The sequence below is a fragment of the Actinophytocola sediminis genome (assembly GCF_054779715.1).
Genome location: NZ_BAAGXS010000010.1, coordinates 86,887 through 102,885 on the forward strand (window position 1 = coordinate 86,887; position 15,999 = coordinate 102,885).

Consider the following 15,999-nt stretch of genomic DNA (forward strand, 5'->3'; position numbering starts at 1 on the left):
CATCAGCCCTGGTCGGAACCTAGATTGACGACGCGACAGTCTGTGGCTGTCGGGTGAACGTCGACGACGACAGGGGTTGTGGAGATGACCGTCAGCGCCGAACAGGACACCAGGCCACCCGAGTTCGTCGGGGATGGTGGGCGGGCGCTCGCCGTCGAGATGATGCGCCGGATGCAGCGCGTGCGGCTGTTCGAGGAGGCCACGATCGCGCTGTTCCACGCCGGCGAGCTGCCGGCGATGGTGCACCTGTCGATCGGCCAGGAAGCCGCGGTGGTCGGGGCCTGTGTGGCCACCGAGACCACCGACTACATGACCGGCAACCACCGCTCACACGGGCACCCGATCGCCAAGGGCGCCCGGCTCGACGCGCTGATGGCCGAGCTGCTCGGCAAGGCGGGCGGGGTGTGTGGCGGCAAGGGCGGCAGCATGCACCTGGCCGACTTCTCTGTCGGCAGCCTGGGCGAGTCCGGCATCGTCGGCTCGGCGATCCCGGTGGCCACCGGCGCCGGGCTCGCGGCCCAGGTGCGGGGCAGTGACCAGGTGGCGCTGTGCTTCTTCGGCGACGGCGCGGCCAGCGAGGGCGTGCTGCACGAGTCGATGAACATGGCGAGCATCTGGAAGCTGCCGGTCATCTACTTCTGCGAGAACAACGGCTACGCGGTGAGCGTGACGGCCGAGGAGTCGTTGTCGGTGCCCGACATCGCGATCCGGGCGGCCGGTTACTCGATGCCGGGCACCGTGGTCGACGGCCAGGACGTGCTCGCGGTGTACCGGGCCACGCGCGATGCCGTGCGCCGGGCACGCGCCGGCGACGGCCCGAGCCTGGTGGAGGCCAAGACCTACCGCTTCCACGAACACGCCTACGGGCTCGTGGTGTCCAGGCCGTACCGCGATCAGTCCGTTGTGGACACCTGGTTCGACACCGTCGACCCGGTGACGCTGTTCCACGACCAGCTCGTCGGCTGGGGGGTGGCCACCGAGGACGAGCTGGTGGCCCTGTACGACTCCGTGAAGTCCGAAGTAGACGAAGCGGTCGAGTTCGCCCGCCAGTCCCCGTTCCCCCCACCGGAGGCGGCCTACGCCGACCTCTACGCCCCGACCCCGGAGGAGCAGGCATGACGACGGCGAAGACCAGGGTCAAGCAACTCGGGTTTCTGCAGGCGATCAACCAGGCGCAGACCGAGGAGATGACCCGCGACGAGCGGGTGATCCTGATGGGCCAGGACCTGCGGGCCAACGTCTTCGGCGCGGCCGCCGGCGCGTTGGAGACCTTCGGCCCGTCCAGGGTGCGTGATCTCCCGCTGGCCGAGGCCGGCTCCATCGGCGTGGCCGCCGGGGCGGCGATGGCCGGGCTGCGGCCGATCATCGACCTGACCGTGGCGAGCTTCGTGTTCGGCGCGATGGACCAGTTCGTCTCCCAGTTGGCCAAGGCGCGGTACATGTTCGGCGGCCAGGCCACCCTGCCGGTAGTCGTCCGCGCCGCGCTGTACTACCACGGCGGCACCGCCGGCCACCACGCCGACCGGCCCTACCCGATGTTCATGAACATGCCCGGTCTGAAGATCATCCTGCCGTCGACGGCTCCAGATCTGTTGGGGCTGCTCAAATCCGCCATCCGGGACGACAACCCGGTACTGTGCTTCGAGGACGCCAACCTCTGGGGCCGCAAGGGCCGAGGGCCGATCCCCACCGCCGAGAACCACCTGGTGCCACTGGGTTCCGCGGCCATCCGCCGCACCGGAACCGACGTGACCGTGGTCGGCATCGGCCTTGGCAGCTTCCTCGCCATGGCCGCGGCCGAGGAACTGGCCGCAGACGGCATCAGCGCCGAGGTCATCGACCCGCGCACGCTGGTGCCGATGGACTGGCCGACGATCCTCGACTCGGTCAGCCGGACCGGCCGGCTGGTGGTCGTCGACCCGGCCAACCGCACCTGCAGCGCCGCGAGCGAGATCGCCGCCAGGGTCGTCGAGGACTGCTTCGACGCGCTACGCGGCCCGATCACCCGGGTGACCACCGACGACATCCACGTGCCGTTCAGCCCCGCGCTGGAGAAGCAGATCTATCCCACCAAGGACAAGGTGATCGCCGCCGTGCGCCGCGCGCTGGCCGGCTGACAACTCTGGAAAGGACATGTTGGTGCGACACGAGGTTCGGCTGCCGCAGCTGTCGATGGGCATGAGCGACGCGGAGATCATCGACTGGTACGTCGAGGACGGAGAGCAGGTCGCCGAAGGCGCCGACCTGGTGGAGATCGAGGCGGAGAAGGCCAGGCAGGTGATCACCGCCCCGCACACCGGAGTGGTCCGCGAACTACAGGGCGACACCGGCGACGTGATCGAGGTCCGCGACCTGCTGTGCGTGATCGACGCGAGCTGACCGCTCCGCCCACCGGTCCTGGCCAACTGCCCTGAATGCCCCATTCAGGACGTTGAACGTCCCCAATGCCTCATTCTGGGCATCGCGGCCGGTGGGGCGGGGCGGCCCGCGCGGCTAGCGGGGGAGCATGCGGAAGTCGGCCAGATCTGGGTAGCTGGCTCGGATCAGGTCGATCTCGTCCATCGCGCAGCTCGGTACGGCGGCGACTCGTTCGTCGGCGCACACCTCGGTCAGGGCCGCCGCGGCGGTGGTGTCGTCGAGGTCGGGGGTGAACTGGCCCTCGGTGGCGGCCAGGAGCAGCCGGGAGATCCGGCCGCCGCCCGCGGAGACGACCTCGCCGCTGACCGTGCTCGACCGGTGGGCCAGCGCGAGCACCACCGCGGACACGAAACCCGGGTCCAGCTTGGGGTTGAGCCTGCCGTACACGTCGGCGGCCATCCGGGAGCTGGCCACCGGTGCGATCGCGTTCACTCGGACGCCGTGTTCCGCGCCTTCCAGTGCCAGCACCCTGGTGAGGCCGACGATGCCCATCTTGCCGGCGGCGTAGACGCTGGAGCGCTGCTGACCGAACACCCCGACCGCCGAGGTCGTGTTGACCACCGCACCGCCCCCGTGCGCGCCGAGGTGGCGCCAGGCCGGCAGCAGCAGGTGGAACGCCCCCAGCAGGTGCACCTGTAGCGAGGCGAGCACATCGGGGTATTCCACCTCGGCGAAATGGTTGGTGCGCGCGATGCCCGCGTTGTTCACCAGGATGTCCAGCCGGCCGTACTCGTCGACCGCCCGGTCCACGATGGACTGACCGCCCGCTGGCTCGGCGACCGACGCCGGCGCGGCGATCGCCTCACCACCCGCCGCGCGGATCTCCTCGACCACCCGTTCGGCCGGGGAGTCCCCGTTGTCGGTGCCGTCCACGCCGACGCCGATGTCGTTGACCACCACCCTGGCCCCTCGGCGCGCGAGGTCGAGCGCGTAGCGGCGGCCGAGGCCGTTGCCGGCGCCGGTGACGATCGCCACCTCTCCGGTGAAGTCGAGCATGCTGTCTCCCTTCATGTCGTTTGCGCCCGGCGGTTCGCGAGTATCTCGGCGAACTCCGGGCCGGCCATCGCCTGTTCCTCCAGTGCGAGGCCGTAGCCGAGCGCGCGGCTCGCGGCCGCCTTCAGGTGGAGGTTGAGTACCGACTTCGTGCTGCGCACCGCGAACCTCGGCAGGGCGGCCCAGCGGGCGGCCAACTCGGTGGCCGCCGCCAGGTCCGCGCCGTCGTCGACCACCTCGTGGGCAAGGCCGACCTCGACCGCCTGGCCGGCGGTGAGCAGTTCGCCGTTGAGCACCAGGAACTTCGCCCGGTTGAGCCCGACGATGACCGGCCACAGCGCGGCACTGCCGTTGCCGGCGGTCACCCCGCCGGCAACGTGCCGGTCGCCGATGCGCGCCGAGCGGGCGACGAACGCCACGTCGGCCAGGGTCGCGAGGATCGCGCCGAGGCCGAGCGCGTCGCCGTTCACCGAGGCGATCACCGGCTTGTCCAGGTCCAGCAGGGACTCCACGATCAGCCGGGCCTCCTCGATCGGCGTCAGTCCGGTGCGCGTGGTGAACGTCCTGGTTGGACTGCTGTCCCCACCCCGGCAGAACGTCGTGCCGGCACCGGTCAGCACGACCACGCGGACCCGCTCGTCGCGCCGGGCGTCGGCGAACAGCGTGGTCAGCTCGGAGTGCATCGCGTCGTCCACGGCGTTGCCGTGGTCTGGCCGGTCGAGCGTCAGCGTGCCGACGCCACCGTCCACTTCGATCCGTATCCGGCTGTAGTCACGCTGTCGCAACATGTTTCCTCCGGTTACTCGCGAGCGTCCAGGTCTCTGAGGATCTGGTCACGGCCGAGCATGATGTGCTCGTGCATCAGCTGACCCGCCCTGGTCGGCTCGTTCTTGGCGATGGTGTCCCGGATCAGCTGGTGGAACAGGTTGGACCGCTCCAGCTCCCGGTTGGTGAACTCGCGCAACGCCTCGAACACCAGCGGTGCGTCGACCGCGCTGCTGAGCAGGTGGGCCAGTCGGTGGTGCCGGCTGGCGACGATGATCGCCGAGTGCACCCGGCGGTTGGCCTCGCCGATCAGCCTGGTCCGTTCGATGTGGTCGATGTCCCGGCGGCGGATCGCGCGGCCGAAGTCCCGGATGCCGTCGTCGATCGCGGTCATGTCCTCCGGACTCGCCCGCACCGCCGCCAGCTCGCAGGCGTAGGACTCCAGCCGTGCACGCAGCTCATAGAGGTCGAGAATGTCCTGGCGGCCGAGGGTGCGCACCACCGCGCCCCGGTTGCGTTCGGACACCACGAGTCCGTCGGCGGCGAGCATGCGCACCGCCTCGCGGACCGGTGTCCTGGACAGACTGAGCTCGGCGGCGATCCTGGCCTCGATCAACCGCTCCCCCGGCCGCAGCCGGCCTTCCACGATCCACGAGCGGACCGACGTGTAGGCGAGCATCGGGCCGCCCATACCGGTCGCCGGCATCGGGCCGCCGCCGTAGGCACTCACGACCTCGTCCTGCTCACCCATGAAATCCCCCTGTCCGAGACGTGCCAACTGGTCGGACGTAGAGGGTACGCGGGCGGTGACCGCGCGTGCCCAGGTAACGACGTACGACGCTGTAAGCACGATTTAGCATACAATTTTGCCTCTCTGGCGAACAAGTCCGCAGGAGACTCTTGTTTCGAAGCTCGGATTGTGTGCAATATGCCCTCAGTCGAGTCGAGAGGTGGCGCATCGTTGGGTCCCCTGAGCGGAGTCAGAGTCCTGGAGCTTGGCAGCTTCATCGCCGGTCCCTTCGCCGGCCAGTTACTTGCCGACTACGGCGCCGAAGTCATCAAGATCGAGCCGCCGAACACCGGCGATCCCATGCGCCGCTGGGGAATCACCAAGGACGGCGAGTCACTGTGGTGGCCGGCCATCGCGCGCAACAAGAAGTCGGTGACCGTCGACCTGCGTGGCGAGCCCGGCCAGGGACTGTTGCGTCGGCTCGTCGAGAACTGCGACGTGGTGCTGGAGAACTTCCGCCCGGGCACCATGGACCGCTGGGGGTTGGACTACGAGCGGCTGCGCGCGGTCAACCCCGGCGTGGTGGTGGTGCACGTGTCCGGCTTCGGCCAGAGCGGCCCCAGCGCCGGGCACGCCGGGTTCGGCAGCGTGGCCGAGGCGGTCGGCGGCATCCGGCACACCACCGGCTCACCCAACGACACCCCGGCACGATCGGGGATCAGCCTCGGCGACTCCCTCGCCGCGCTGTTCGCCGTGATCGGCACGCTCGCCGCGCTGACCGAGCGGGGCACCAGCGGCCGTGGCCAGGAGGTCGACGTCGCCATCTACGAGGCGGTGTTCGCGCTGATGGAGTCCATGCTCGCGGACTTCCACGTCGGCGGCGTGATCCGGACCCGCAGTGGCAGCGTGCTCCCCGGCGTCGCACCGTCCAATGTGTACCCGACGGCGGACGACGCCGAGGTGGTCATCGCGGCGAACGCGGACTCGGTGTTCGGCAGGCTCACCGAGGCCATGGGCCACCCGGAGCTGGCGACCGACACCAGGTACGCCACCCACGAGGCACGCGGTGCGGCGATGGTCGAGCTGGACACCCTGATCGGCGACTGGACCAGGACGCGCGCGAGCACGGACCTGGTCGATCTCCTGCAACAGCACGGAGTCCCGGTCGGCATGATCAACACGGCGGCCTCGATCCTCACCGACAAGCACTTCGCCGCCAGGGACATGATCCTGTGGCGGCAGACCACGGGCGGCACGGAGCTGCCGATGAACGGCGTGGTGCCGAAGTTCTCCCGCACCCCGGGCGAGATCGACCACATCGGACCGGAGCTCGGCGCCGACACCGAGGCTGTACTCACCACCCTGGCCAACGTCGACCAGCACGAGCTGGCCACCCTGCGCACGGAGGGGGTCATATGAGTACCGACTTACTGCATGTCGAGGGTCTGGTGGTCCGGTTCGGTGGGGTGACCGCGCTGGACGGGGTCTCGTTCGGTGTCCGGGAAGGACAGATCTGTGCCCTCATCGGACCGAACGGCGCTGGGAAGACCACCGCGTTCAACGCGATCAGCAGGCTGGTCCACCCGGCCGCCGGCCGGATCGGATTCGCCGAGCACGACCTGCTCGCGCTGGAGGCCGCCCAGCTGAGTGGGCTCGGGATCGCCCGCACCTTCCAGAACCTCGCGCTCTGGCAGGGAATGACCGTGCTGGAGAACGTGATGGTCGGCCGGTACGCCAAGGGCAGGGTCGGCTTCGCGTCCTCGGTGCTCGGCCGCCCGGCCCGCGTCGAGGACCGCGAGGTGCGCGCCCGCGCCTACGCGATGCTCGACTACTTCGACATCACCGACGTCGCGCACCGGGAGTGCACCGGGCTGCCCTTCGGCACGCTCAAGCGGGTCGAGCTGGCCCGCGCACTGGTCGCCGAGCCACGCCTGCTGCTGCTCGACGAGCCGGCAAGCGGCCTGACCCACGGCGATGTCCGGGAACTGGGCGACATGCTGACCAAGCTGCGCGACGACCACGACATGTCCCTGCTGCTGGTGGAACACCACATGCAGTTCGTCATGGGGATCTCCGACTACGTGGTCGCGCTGGACCTCGGCGCCAACCTGGTCGCCGGCACGCCCGCCGAGCTGCGGGACTCCCCCGAGCTCGTCGAGGCCTACCTCGGAGCGCCGGTATGACCGACACGTTGCTCGAACTCCGGGACGTGCACGCGTTCTACGGCGATGTCGAGTGCCTGCACGGCGTCGACCTGACCGTGGCCGACGGCGAGGTGGTCGTGGTGCTCGGCGCGAACGGCGCCGGCAAGACCACCCTGCTGCGGTCCATCTGCCAACTCGTGCGCACCGAGGGCACCATCCTGTTCGCCGGCGCCCCGATCGGCGCCAACACCTACGACATCGTGCGCCGGGGCGTGTCGATGGTCCCGCAGGGTCGCGGCACGCTGGTCGACCTCAGCGTCGAGGACAACATCCGCGCCGGCGGCTACATCCGACGCGACAAGGACATCGAGGCCGATGTCCGCTACTGGTACGAGGTCTTCCCCGCGCTGGCCAAGCGGCGCTCGACGCTGGCCGGCAGCCTCAGCGGCGGCGAGCAGCAGATGCTGGCCATCGCCAGGGCGTTGATGAGCAATCCCAGGCTGTTGCTGCTCGACGAGCCGTCGCTCGGTCTCGCGCCGATCGTCGTGCGGCAGCTGTTCGACGTGCTGGCCATGGTCGGGGAGGAACGCGCGGTCGCCATGGTCGTCGTCGAACAGAACGCCGCCCTCGCGCTGGGCATGGCGTCGCGCGGCTACGTGCTGGAGGCGGGCGCGGTCGCCGTCACCGGCGAGGCCGACCGGCTGCGCGACGACGAGTCCGTGCGCCGAGCCTACCTCGGCTACTAACCCCCCCGTCCCACACCCAAAGGAGGGTGCCAAGTGGCGATCACCACCACGGGCAGGCCGGACAGTCCGACCGGCCGGCGACCCCGAGGCGGCGACGTGCTCGCCGCGCGGCGCCGCCGGTCGGCCGCCAAGAGCCTCGGTGTCGTCAGCGCGCTGCTGGCGGTCTTCTCCGTCTACGCGATCATCGACGGCGGTCTCACGCTCTATCTCCAGCGCGTGTTCGACGGCGCGACCAACGGCGTGCTCTACGGCATGGTCGCGCTCGCGCTGGTGCTGGTGTTCAAGGCCACCGGCGTGATCAACTTCGCGCAGGGCGCGATGGCGATGTTCGGCACGTTCCTCGCCTTCACCGCGGTGGACAAGTGGGCGATGCCGCTGATCGTGGCGATCCTGATCGGCATGGTGGTCTCCTCGGTCGCCGCCGCCGGCATCGAGCGGGTGCTGATCCGCCCGTTCGACCCGAGCAACCACCTGCCGATCATCATCGTCACCCTCGCCCTCTACCTCGCGCTCAACGCGCTCGCCGCGTTGCTGTGGGGCTTTGACCCGCGCGGGTTCCCGACCCTGTTCCCGACCGACTCCGGGGACTACCTCGCGATCGGCGGCGCCCGGCTGTACTACACCAACATCGGCACCGCGCTGGTCGCCATCGCGGTGGTCGTGGCGCTGCACCTGACGCTGTCCCGCAGCCGCCTCGGTCTCGCGTTCCGCTGTGTGGCAAGCAGTGTGGCCTCCTCGCGGCTGCTGGGTATCCACATCGGACGAACAGTGCAGAGCAGCTGGGTCATCGCCGCCGCGGTCGGCACGCTCGCCGGCTGCCTGGCCGCGCCGACGACCTACCTCGACCCGACGTTCATGGACAAGATCCTCATCTACGCGTTCGCCGCGGCCACCCTCGGCGGCCTGGACAGCATCGCGGGCGCGCTGGTCGGCGGAGTGGTGACCGGGTTGGCGATCGCCCTGCTCACCGGCTACCTCCCGTGGCTCGGCGGGGAGTTCGCGCTCGGCTGCGCGTTCCTGGTGATCATCGCCGTGTTGCAGTTCAAACCATCCGGCCTGCTCGGCCGCCGTACCCAGGATCGTGTGTGATGGCCGCGTTCATCGTTACCGAAGCCAGCGGCGCCCATCGCCGGCTGCGTTGGGGCGCCGGGTTGCTCGGCGCCGCGTTCCTGATCGTGCTCCCGCTGACGATCTCGTCGGTCGCCCAGATCGAGACGATCACCCAGATCGTCTGCTACAGCGTGGCGATCCTCGGCCTCGGCCTGCTGGTCGGCCACTGTGGACAGATCTCCATCGGCCACAGCGCGTTCGTCGGTCTCGGCGGCTACACCACGATCATCCTGGTGGCCGACCACGACTGGCCCTACCTGGCCACGATCCCGGTCAGCGTGCTGGTCTGCCTGCTCGCGGGCGCCATCGTCGGTATCCCGGCGCTGCGCATCCGAGGGCTGTACCTGGCGACGGTCACCATCGCCGTCGCGGCGCTGTTCCCGGTGCTGGTCAACAAGTTCCCCAGCTTCACAGGAGGCCCGAACGGCAAGTTCGCCAACGAGGAGATGACCGCGCCGGACTGGTTCTTCGTCAATCCCTACACTCCGACCGGTCCGCCGACCGACCACTACTACGCGATCCTCGCGGTGGCCGCGCTGATGTTCCTGATCGCGCACAACATCGTGCGCAGCCGGGTCGGCCGTGCCATGCACGCCGTGCGGGACGCGCCACTGTCGGCCGCGGCCTCGGGCATCCCGGTCGCGCGGATCAAGATCTTCGCCTTCGCGGTCAGCGCCGCGTTCGCCGGGGTGGCCGGCTCGCTGCTGGTCATCCAGCTGCCAGCGGTCTCGGACACGCGCTTTGACCTGTACCTGTCCATCTTCCTGCTGGTGGCGCTGATCGCCGGCGGCAGCGCGTCGATCGCCGGCGCGATCCCGGGCGCCATCGTGTTCGTCATCCTGCGTACCTACATCGCCGACTGGGCCGAGTCGCTCGACCTGCTCGGCGGGCGACCGGACGGCGGCCAGATCGTCGGCATCCTGTCCGGCGCCCTGCTCATCGCGTTCGTGTTCCTGTTGCCCGGCGGGGTGATCGACGGACTCAAGCGGCTGCGCCGCCGGATCGTCGAGATCGTCCCCCGCCCACCACGCGACTGGGAGCGGTACCGGTTCACCGCCCGCGCCCAGACCGACCAACCGGCTGTGAGAGAGAGCTGAACCATGTCCCGTTCCACCTGGCAACGACGCCTCGTCACCCTGGCCATCGCACTGGCCACGGCGTCGACGGCGGTCGCCTGCTCGCACGAGGAAGCCAAACAGGCCGCCGACGAACAGAAGTGCGGCCCGTCGGAGACCACCCCCAAGGAGTCCGGCTCCCCGCCGTCGGACGGCAGTGTGCCGACGCCGAACCCGGAGGCCGCGAAGTGGGGCCAGTCCGAAGGGTGTGTCTACACCGGACCGGGCGGCTTCGAGCTCGACCTGAGCGACTGTCCGTCCACATGGGACAACAACACGGGCATCACGGCGGATGAGATCAAGCTGTTCACCAGCATGCCGCACTCCGGCGCGCTGGCCGCGTACGGCGCGATCAGCGGTGGTATCAAGACCTACTTCGACCACGTGAACAAGAACGGCGGCATCCAGGGCCGCAAGGTCTCCATCGACGTCAAGGACGACCAGTACCAACCGGACCAGACGCGCAAGAACGTCGAGGAGGCGGTGCAGTCCGGTGACTACGCGGCGAGCTTCGCGGTCCTCGGCTCGCCCAACAACCTGAACCTGGTCGACTACACCGACAAGAACTGCATCGGCCACTACATGGTCGCCGCGTCGGACAACGAGTTCGGCGACCCGACCAACCACCCGTGGACGACCGGGTTCGGCCTGGACTACTACAACGAGAGCGGCATCTGGGCGAGCTGGATCAAGGAGAAGTTCCCGCAGGGCGCCAAGGTCGCGACCATCTCCATCGGCAACGCGCTGGGCCAGGCCTACATCAACGGCTTCAAGCGGGCGGTCGCGCAGACCGACGGCATCGAGATCATCGACGAGCAGACCAACGACGTGACCGCGCCCAACGTGGACAACGAGGTCACCAGCGCGGCCGCGTCCAAGGCCGACGTGGTGGTGATCGCCGAGGCCGGCACGTTCTGCACGCAGACCATCGGCGCCATCGAGAAGAGCTCCTGGGACCCGGTGGTGGTCGCCGCCCAGCCGTGCGCGCAGATCCAGACGACCTACGCCCCGCTCGGCGAGCAGGGACTGACCGGCAACGGCACCAACGTCGTGCGCTACTACTACGCGCCCAACGACCCGGACAACCCGAACACCGAGTTCGCCAAGCTGTACACCGACACCGTGACCGCCGCGGGCCTCGACCCGAACAACGCCCAGATCGCGAACGGCTGGTTCTGGGCCTGGTACATCGTGCAGGCACTGCAGGACGCGTCCACCATGAAGGGCGGCCTGACCAAGGCGAACATCAACATCGCCGCGCACTCCTTCGAGTCGACCTACCCGCTGATGGTCGACGGCGTGGTCGGCAAGGTGAACGGGCTCGAGGACGCCTACCCGTTCGAGGCGGGCGGCATGTACACCTACACCGGCGCCACCCCGTCCAAGACCGGCGGCTTCGAGTCGGCGGGCCCGCTGATCGACAACAGCGGTCAGCTCGGCAACTGGGAGAAGGCCAAGGGTAATTGACCGAGATCGCGTCGGCGGGCGCTCGCGAGCTGGCACGGGCCGTGGCGACCCGGTCCGTGTCCAGCCGTGAGCTGCTCGACCACTACCTCGACCGGATCGCCGTCTCCGCGCTGAACGCCGTGGTCACGCTGGACACCGAGCGGGCCATGGCCGAGGCGGCGGCGGCCGACGAGGCGACCGCGCGCGGGGCGGCGCGCGGACCGCTGCACGGCGTGCCGATCACCGTGAAGGACGCGATCGCCACCGGGGGCCTGCGCACCACCGGCGGCTCCCCGGAGCTGGCCGGGCATGTGCCGGCCGAGGACGCGCCCGCCGTCGCGCGGCTGCGCGCGGCCGGCGCGATCGTGCTCGGCAAGACGAACCTGCCGACCTGGTGTGGCGACATCCAGACCTACAACGAGGTCTTCGGCACCACCGCCAACCCGTGGGATCCCGGCCGCACGCCGGGCGGGTCCTCCGGCGGGAGCGCCTCGGCCGTGGCCGCCGGGCTGTCCGGGCTCGACCTCGCGTCCGACATCGCCGGCTCGATCCGGATCCCGGCGCACTTCTGCGGGGTGTACGGGCTGAAGCCGTCGGTCGGGGTGGTGCCCGGCGAGGGCTACATCGACCACGTCGGCGGCGGCGCGGTGCCACCGGACGGCAACGTGCTCGGCCCGATCAGCCGCCGCGCCGAGGACCTGGCGCTGGTGCTGGACGTGCTGACCGACCTCCCGCGCCCCGCGTCGAGGACGCTGCCGGAGTTCCGGGTCGCCGCCTGGCTGGACGACCCGGCCTGCCCGGTGGGCACGCAGACCGCCGGGGTGCTGGGGCGCCTGGTGGACACGCTCACCTCGTCCGGGGTCCGGGTCGAGCACACCGCCCCGCCGGTCGCCTTCACCGACCTGTGGCAGCTGCACCTGGACATGGTCCTGGCGGCGGTGGCCTACAACCTGCCGGCCGACGGGGTGCCGCCGGCGACCGCGACCCACCGCGGCTGGCTGGCCCGCGCGGAGGACCGGGCCGTGGCCAGGGCGGCGTTCCGGCGGTGGTTCGCCGACCACGACGTGCTGCTGTGCCCGGTCACCGCGATGCCGGCGTTCCCGCACGACCAGGACGGTGACATCGGCACCCGGTCGGTGCTGGTCGACGGCCGGCGGCGCCCGCACATGAGCACGATCGGCTGGTGTGGGCTGATCAGTGTGCTCGGCCTGCCGTCGGTCGTGCTGCCGGCGGGGCTGACCGAGGACGGGCTGCCGGTCGGTGTGCAGGTCGTCGCCCCGCACCGGCACGACCACGTCGCGGTGGCCTTCGCCCGCCTGGCGGCCGAGGTCACCGACGCCAGCCAGATCACCACCGCGCGATGCTGACCCGCCCCCGCCTGCTGCAATGCAGCGAAGGGTCCCTTCGCTGCGTCCAGCGCAGTCAAGGGACCCTTCGCTGCGGTTGAGCAGCGACCGGGGTCAGGTCAGGTTCTTCTGTTGTACGTCCCAGTCGGTGGTGCACAGGGCGCAGGTGGGGCCGACGAACTGGGCTCGGCTGGTCTGGTCGCCCTTGAGTTGCCATTTCAGCCAGTGACCGCCGACGCGGCCGAACTCGCCGCCGTTGGGCTGGTCGTAGGTGCCGAAGTGGCCGACGTCCAGGTTGCCCATGAACGCCGGCAACCCGGCGGGCAGCCGGTCCCAGTCGTCCATCGCGTTGGGGTAGGCGATGTCGCTCGGCCCGCCGACGAAGTAGGCGACCGGCGCGTGCAGGCGGCCGAGCAGGTAGTTCTGCGAGTCCCGGAGCAGGCCGCTGTTCCACAGGACCGTGGTGGTGATCCTCGGGTCCTCGGCCACCTCGTAGGTCTCGATGCCGCCGCAGGACTGGCCCATCACCGCGACCTTGCTGGTGTCGATCTTGTCCCGGTACTTGCTGCCCACGCGCGAGTTCTCCGCGATCGCCCAGTCGACGGCGTCGATGAGCATGTCGGCGTCGGTCGACCCGCTGCCGCCCGGCCGGCCGTTGGCGATCACCAGGAAACCGTGCGATGCCCACTCGGTCAGGATGTTCTGGAACCAGGTGCCGTCCGCGCGGCAGGCCCCGTTGCCCCACGCGACGATCGGCAGCCGGATGCCGGCCGGGAGCGTGTTGGGGCGGTAGATGGTGTGGTTGTACAACCGGATGGTGGTCTCGTAGCCGGCGTCGTACGGGCCGGATCCGCCGAGGGCCGACGGTGGCTCCGCGGCCACCGTGCCGGCACCGGTCAGCGCACCGACCGTGGCCAGGATGGTGAGAATCGCACCGCGCAATCGCATGGGTCTGCTCCCTCGTGTCCGATAGCGGAAATGGGGTGCGACGCCGCTCGAGAATTGTCGCGGACGCGACCGGTGAGCTACCAGTGACGCGGGGTGAGACTGGTGAAATTACCGATGGTCACCGCACCTGGACCAGCGCGTGCGTGCCGCCGGTCCGCCACGGCTCACCGGTGGCGTCCAGGCGGGCGCGCTCCGCGTCGGGCACGCCGACCACGACGTCGGACTTGAGCGTGCGCACCGCGGCCACCGAACCGGGGAAGTACTCGGTGACCGCCGCGAACGGGGTGGCCGCCGGCCAGGCCCGGTCGCCGACCAGCCGCCGGTAGTTCAGGTCGCCCTTCATGATCGTCACCGATGCCGAGGCGAAGTCGGCGGCGAGGTCGACCGGCATCCGGTCGTAGGCCCACGGCGCGCAGGAGAACGGGTGCGCGCGCACCACGAGCACCCCGTCGACCATCGCCTGCCAGAGCCGGCGGCCGGTCGCCGCGGCCCGCCCGGACGCGCCGGCAAGGGTCCGCAGGGCGGCGACCACGTCGGCGGTCAGCGCGTCGGAGACGTAGTAGGGACAGGGCTTGACGTGCAGGAGCACCGTGGCCGCCCGCCCGGTGGCGAGCAGGTGGTCGGCCAGTACGAGGTCGGGCACGAGCTCCCTGGCCGCGTTGTCGGCCACCACGCACACCGTGCCAGGGCCGGTATCGGCCAGCAGCGCCCACAGCCGCGCGCTCTGGTCAACGACCATGGTGCCCGCGCCGCCGTCGACCTGCCCGAGCCGCGCCGACACCTGGAACCCCAGGTCGGCGCGGTTGCCCCACAGGGAGGCGGTCAGCATGGCAGCGTCCTGGCCGGCGGCCGGCAGCGCGCCGAGGTCGTCCAGCGCGACCAGGTCGGCAGCCAGCTCCCCGGTCGCCAGTTCGGCGGACTTGAACGGCTCGAACGGATCGACCCCGCGCCACGGGCCGGGCGTGAAGTAGTCGACCGCGGCCAGCAGCTTGCGGTAGAAGAAGCTCTCCGCCCACAGGAACGGCACGTCGTACCAGCTCTCGCCGATGTGTCCCCGACCCCAGTCCGCCCAGCGGTCGTGGTCGTGGACGCCGGCGGGCAGCGGGCGGATGGGGCCGGTGAGCTCCTCGGCGAGGTCGTCGAGGGCGCCGCGGATGGCGGGCGGGTAGGGCAGGCCGGCGCGCACCTTCTCGATCAGTGCGGGATGGCGCTCGTGCAGCACGCTCCAGGGGAACGAGCCCGGCGTGTCGCTGCGGATCTCCTCGGCGGTCGGCACAGCTGCACTCTCACACATCCGCGATGAGCCCGCCCCCGAGGGGGACGGGCTCATCGCGTTTCCTGTGGAGTTACGGGTTCGTGTCGAGCGCGACGGCGATGTCGGTGATGTTCAGCGGGAACGCACCCACCGGGGCCACCGCGCCGGTGAACAGGTTGACGGAGTAGAACGTGGCCGGACCGCTGACGGGGACCAGCGCCGCGTAGCCAGCGACGGACACGGTCTTGCCGCCGGAGAGGTCACTGTAGATGTCGAAGCCGGCGTCCAGCCCGGCGTTGACCCCGAGCGCACCGGTCGCGACCAGCTTGCCCTCGTTGGGCGGCGACTGGATCAGCACCTGGTCCAGGACCGTGGAGATGTCGAGCAGCGTCGTCGCGGTGCCGGGGTCAAGGTCGTTGTTGGTGTAGGCGGCCGCGGTGACTCCCCTGGCCGCCGCCAGGCTCGGCGGCACGGTCAGCGTGCCGTCCTCGACGGTGCTGTGGTCGTGCAGGTTGTGGCGCAGGTTCTGGCCGTTGTCGCTGATCACCCGCAGCCGGTCGGCGGCGGGGTTGAAGTCGATGTCGAACTCCGTGCCGTACAACGGGACCTGGAGCTGCGAGACCTTGGTGAGCTTGACGTCGTCGACCTGCGGCGGGGTCCTGATCGCGTAGATGCCGCCCTGGTCACCCAGGCCGTAGAGCAGACCGTCCTGTACCCGGACGTCGATCGCGACCAACGCCGCGTCGCCGCTGAGCCCGGTGACGGCCCGGACCCAGTTGAGGATCTGTGGCCGGTTGATGTAGAAGGCGGCCATCAGCCCGCCGTCACCGGTGATCGCGAACACTTCCTGGGTGGCCGGCTGGGCGGCGGTGTTGCCCGCCGTGGAGACCAGGACGGCCCCGGCGGCGCACACGGTGGCCGCCGCCGCGGCGATGAGCTTTCTGATTCTGGTTGTCATGGGGTTCCTCCCTGCTGGAGAGCAC

General features: G+C 70.2%; 16 protein-coding genes. 10 read left to right on the forward strand and 6 right to left on the reverse strand.

Annotated features, from left to right (window positions below):
• The first annotated feature begins 84 nt into the window (after positions 1 to 84).
• From ACYVIP_RS06350 to ACYVIP_RS06360, 3 genes are read left to right on the forward strand one after another with little or no spacing between them, the layout of a single operon-like run.
• Complete coding sequence (locus ACYVIP_RS06350) at positions 85 to 1,119, forward strand: thiamine pyrophosphate-dependent dehydrogenase E1 component subunit alpha (RefSeq protein WP_460393013.1); 1,035 nt, start codon at positions 85 to 87, stop codon at positions 1,117 to 1,119.
• Complete coding sequence (locus ACYVIP_RS06355) at positions 1,116 to 2,117, forward strand: alpha-ketoacid dehydrogenase subunit beta (protein ID WP_460393015.1); 1,002 nt, start codon at positions 1,116 to 1,118, stop codon at positions 2,115 to 2,117. The genes ACYVIP_RS06350 and ACYVIP_RS06355 overlap by 4 nt, the downstream gene beginning before the upstream one ends.
• A 22-nt stretch (positions 2,118 to 2,139) precedes the next feature.
• On the forward strand, positions 2,140 to 2,379 hold the full coding sequence (locus ACYVIP_RS06360; protein WP_460393017.1) for a biotin/lipoyl-containing protein: 240 nt from the start codon (positions 2,140 to 2,142) through the stop codon (positions 2,377 to 2,379).
• Between the two features lie 114 nt (positions 2,380 to 2,493).
• Here ACYVIP_RS06360 and ACYVIP_RS06365 read toward each other — a convergent pair whose 3' ends face one another.
• The 3 genes from ACYVIP_RS06365 to ACYVIP_RS06375 are packed head-to-tail and all read right to left on the reverse strand — an operon-like array spanning position 2,494 to position 4,927.
• Entirely contained in the window at positions 2,494 to 3,414 is a 921-nt protein-coding gene (locus tag ACYVIP_RS06365) for an SDR family NAD(P)-dependent oxidoreductase (protein ID WP_460393019.1), read from the reverse strand.
• 11 nt (positions 3,415 to 3,425) lie between these two features.
• Entirely contained in the window at positions 3,426 to 4,199 is a 774-nt protein-coding gene (locus ACYVIP_RS06370) for an enoyl-CoA hydratase/isomerase family protein (RefSeq protein ID WP_460393021.1), read from the reverse strand.
• Between the two features lie 11 nt (positions 4,200 to 4,210).
• Complete coding sequence (locus ACYVIP_RS06375) at positions 4,211 to 4,927, reverse strand: GntR family transcriptional regulator (RefSeq protein ID WP_460393023.1); 717 nt, start codon at positions 4,925 to 4,927, stop codon at positions 4,211 to 4,213.
• A gap of 210 nt (positions 4,928 to 5,137) precedes the next feature.
• On the opposite strand from ACYVIP_RS06375, the gene ACYVIP_RS06380 reads away from it, so the two are divergent.
• Genes ACYVIP_RS06380 through ACYVIP_RS06410 form a run of 7 tightly spaced genes read left to right on the forward strand, consistent with a single transcriptional unit; the run spans position 5,138 to position 12,834 of the window.
• On the forward strand, positions 5,138 to 6,325 hold the full coding sequence (locus tag ACYVIP_RS06380; protein ID WP_460393025.1) for a CaiB/BaiF CoA transferase family protein: 1,188 nt from the start codon (positions 5,138 to 5,140) through the stop codon (positions 6,323 to 6,325).
• A complete protein-coding gene (locus ACYVIP_RS06385; protein WP_460393027.1) occupies positions 6,322 to 7,089 on the forward strand; it encodes an ABC transporter ATP-binding protein in 768 nt (255 codons plus the stop codon). The genes ACYVIP_RS06380 and ACYVIP_RS06385 overlap by 4 nt, the downstream gene beginning before the upstream one ends.
• Positions 7,086 to 7,796 carry an ABC transporter ATP-binding protein gene (locus ACYVIP_RS06390; protein WP_460393029.1) on the forward strand — a complete coding sequence of 237 codons (711 nt, stop codon included), beginning with the start codon at positions 7,086 to 7,088 and terminating at the stop codon, positions 7,794 to 7,796. The genes ACYVIP_RS06385 and ACYVIP_RS06390 overlap by 4 nt, the downstream gene beginning before the upstream one ends.
• Before the next feature lie 33 nt (positions 7,797 to 7,829).
• Positions 7,830 to 8,885 carry a branched-chain amino acid ABC transporter permease gene (locus ACYVIP_RS06395; RefSeq protein WP_460393031.1) on the forward strand — a complete coding sequence of 352 codons (1,056 nt, stop codon included), beginning with the start codon at positions 7,830 to 7,832 and terminating at the stop codon, positions 8,883 to 8,885.
• The gene (locus ACYVIP_RS06400; RefSeq protein WP_460393033.1) at positions 8,885 to 10,003 is read left to right on the forward strand and encodes a branched-chain amino acid ABC transporter permease; all 1,119 of its coding nucleotides are present in this window, start codon (positions 8,885 to 8,887) and stop codon (positions 10,001 to 10,003) included. Before ACYVIP_RS06395 ends, ACYVIP_RS06400 begins: the two co-directional genes overlap by 1 nt.
• A 3-nt stretch (positions 10,004 to 10,006) precedes the next feature.
• Positions 10,007 to 11,488 carry an ABC transporter substrate-binding protein gene (locus ACYVIP_RS06405; RefSeq protein WP_460393035.1) on the forward strand — a complete coding sequence of 494 codons (1,482 nt, stop codon included), beginning with the start codon at positions 10,007 to 10,009 and terminating at the stop codon, positions 11,486 to 11,488.
• A complete protein-coding gene (locus ACYVIP_RS06410; protein ID WP_460393037.1) occupies positions 11,485 to 12,834 on the forward strand; it encodes an amidase family protein in 1,350 nt (449 codons plus the stop codon). The genes ACYVIP_RS06405 and ACYVIP_RS06410 overlap by 4 nt, the downstream gene beginning before the upstream one ends.
• Positions 12,835 to 12,927: 93 nt before the next feature.
• On the opposite strand, the gene ACYVIP_RS06415 is transcribed toward ACYVIP_RS06410, so the two are convergent.
• The 3 genes from ACYVIP_RS06415 to ACYVIP_RS06425 all read right to left on the reverse strand — a co-directional run bounded on the left by ACYVIP_RS06415 (position 12,928) and on the right by ACYVIP_RS06425 (position 15,974).
• Positions 12,928 to 13,761 (reverse strand): alpha/beta hydrolase, encoded by an 834-nt coding sequence (locus tag ACYVIP_RS06415; protein WP_460393040.1) that lies wholly within the window; start codon positions 13,759 to 13,761, stop codon positions 12,928 to 12,930.
• Between the two features lie 118 nt (positions 13,762 to 13,879).
• Positions 13,880 to 15,037, reverse strand: coding sequence for a damage-control phosphatase ARMT1 family protein (locus ACYVIP_RS06420; protein ID WP_460393041.1), 1,158 nt, complete (start codon positions 15,035 to 15,037; stop codon positions 13,880 to 13,882).
• 70 nt (positions 15,038 to 15,107) lie between these two features.
• Entirely contained in the window at positions 15,108 to 15,974 is an 867-nt protein-coding gene (locus ACYVIP_RS06425) for a DUF4394 domain-containing protein (RefSeq protein WP_460393042.1), read from the reverse strand.
• Positions 15,975 to 15,999: the final 25 nt, after the last annotated feature.

Excerpts from the sequence above, each read along its gene's own strand:
- ACYVIP_RS06385 (WP_460393027.1), top strand. The coding sequence starts at position 6,322 with ATGAGTACCGACTTACTGCATGTCGAGGGTCTGGTGGTCCGGTTCGGT.
- ACYVIP_RS06400 (WP_460393033.1), top strand. The coding sequence starts at position 8,885 with ATGGCCGCGTTCATCGTTACCGAAGCCAGCGGCGCCCATCGCCGGCTG.
- ACYVIP_RS06370 (WP_460393021.1), bottom strand. The coding sequence starts at position 4,199 with ATGTTGCGACAGCGTGACTACAGCCGGATACGGATCGAAGTGGACGGT.
- ACYVIP_RS06405 (WP_460393035.1), top strand. The coding sequence starts at position 10,007 with ATGTCCCGTTCCACCTGGCAACGACGCCTCGTCACCCTGGCCATCGCA.
- ACYVIP_RS06375 (WP_460393023.1), bottom strand. The coding sequence starts at position 4,927 with ATGGGTGAGCAGGACGAGGTCGTGAGTGCCTACGGCGGCGGCCCGATG.
- ACYVIP_RS06390 (WP_460393029.1), top strand. The coding sequence starts at position 7,086 with ATGACCGACACGTTGCTCGAACTCCGGGACGTGCACGCGTTCTACGGC.
- ACYVIP_RS06365 (WP_460393019.1), bottom strand. The coding sequence starts at position 3,414 with ATGCTCGACTTCACCGGAGAGGTGGCGATCGTCACCGGCGCCGGCAAC.
- ACYVIP_RS06415 (WP_460393040.1), bottom strand. The coding sequence starts at position 13,761 with ATGCGATTGCGCGGTGCGATTCTCACCATCCTGGCCACGGTCGGTGCG.
- ACYVIP_RS06355 (WP_460393015.1), top strand. The coding sequence starts at position 1,116 with ATGACGACGGCGAAGACCAGGGTCAAGCAACTCGGGTTTCTGCAGGCG.
- ACYVIP_RS06425 (WP_460393042.1), bottom strand. The coding sequence starts at position 15,974 with ATGACAACCAGAATCAGAAAGCTCATCGCCGCGGCGGCGGCCACCGTG.
- ACYVIP_RS06350 (WP_460393013.1), top strand. The coding sequence starts at position 85 with ATGACCGTCAGCGCCGAACAGGACACCAGGCCACCCGAGTTCGTCGGG.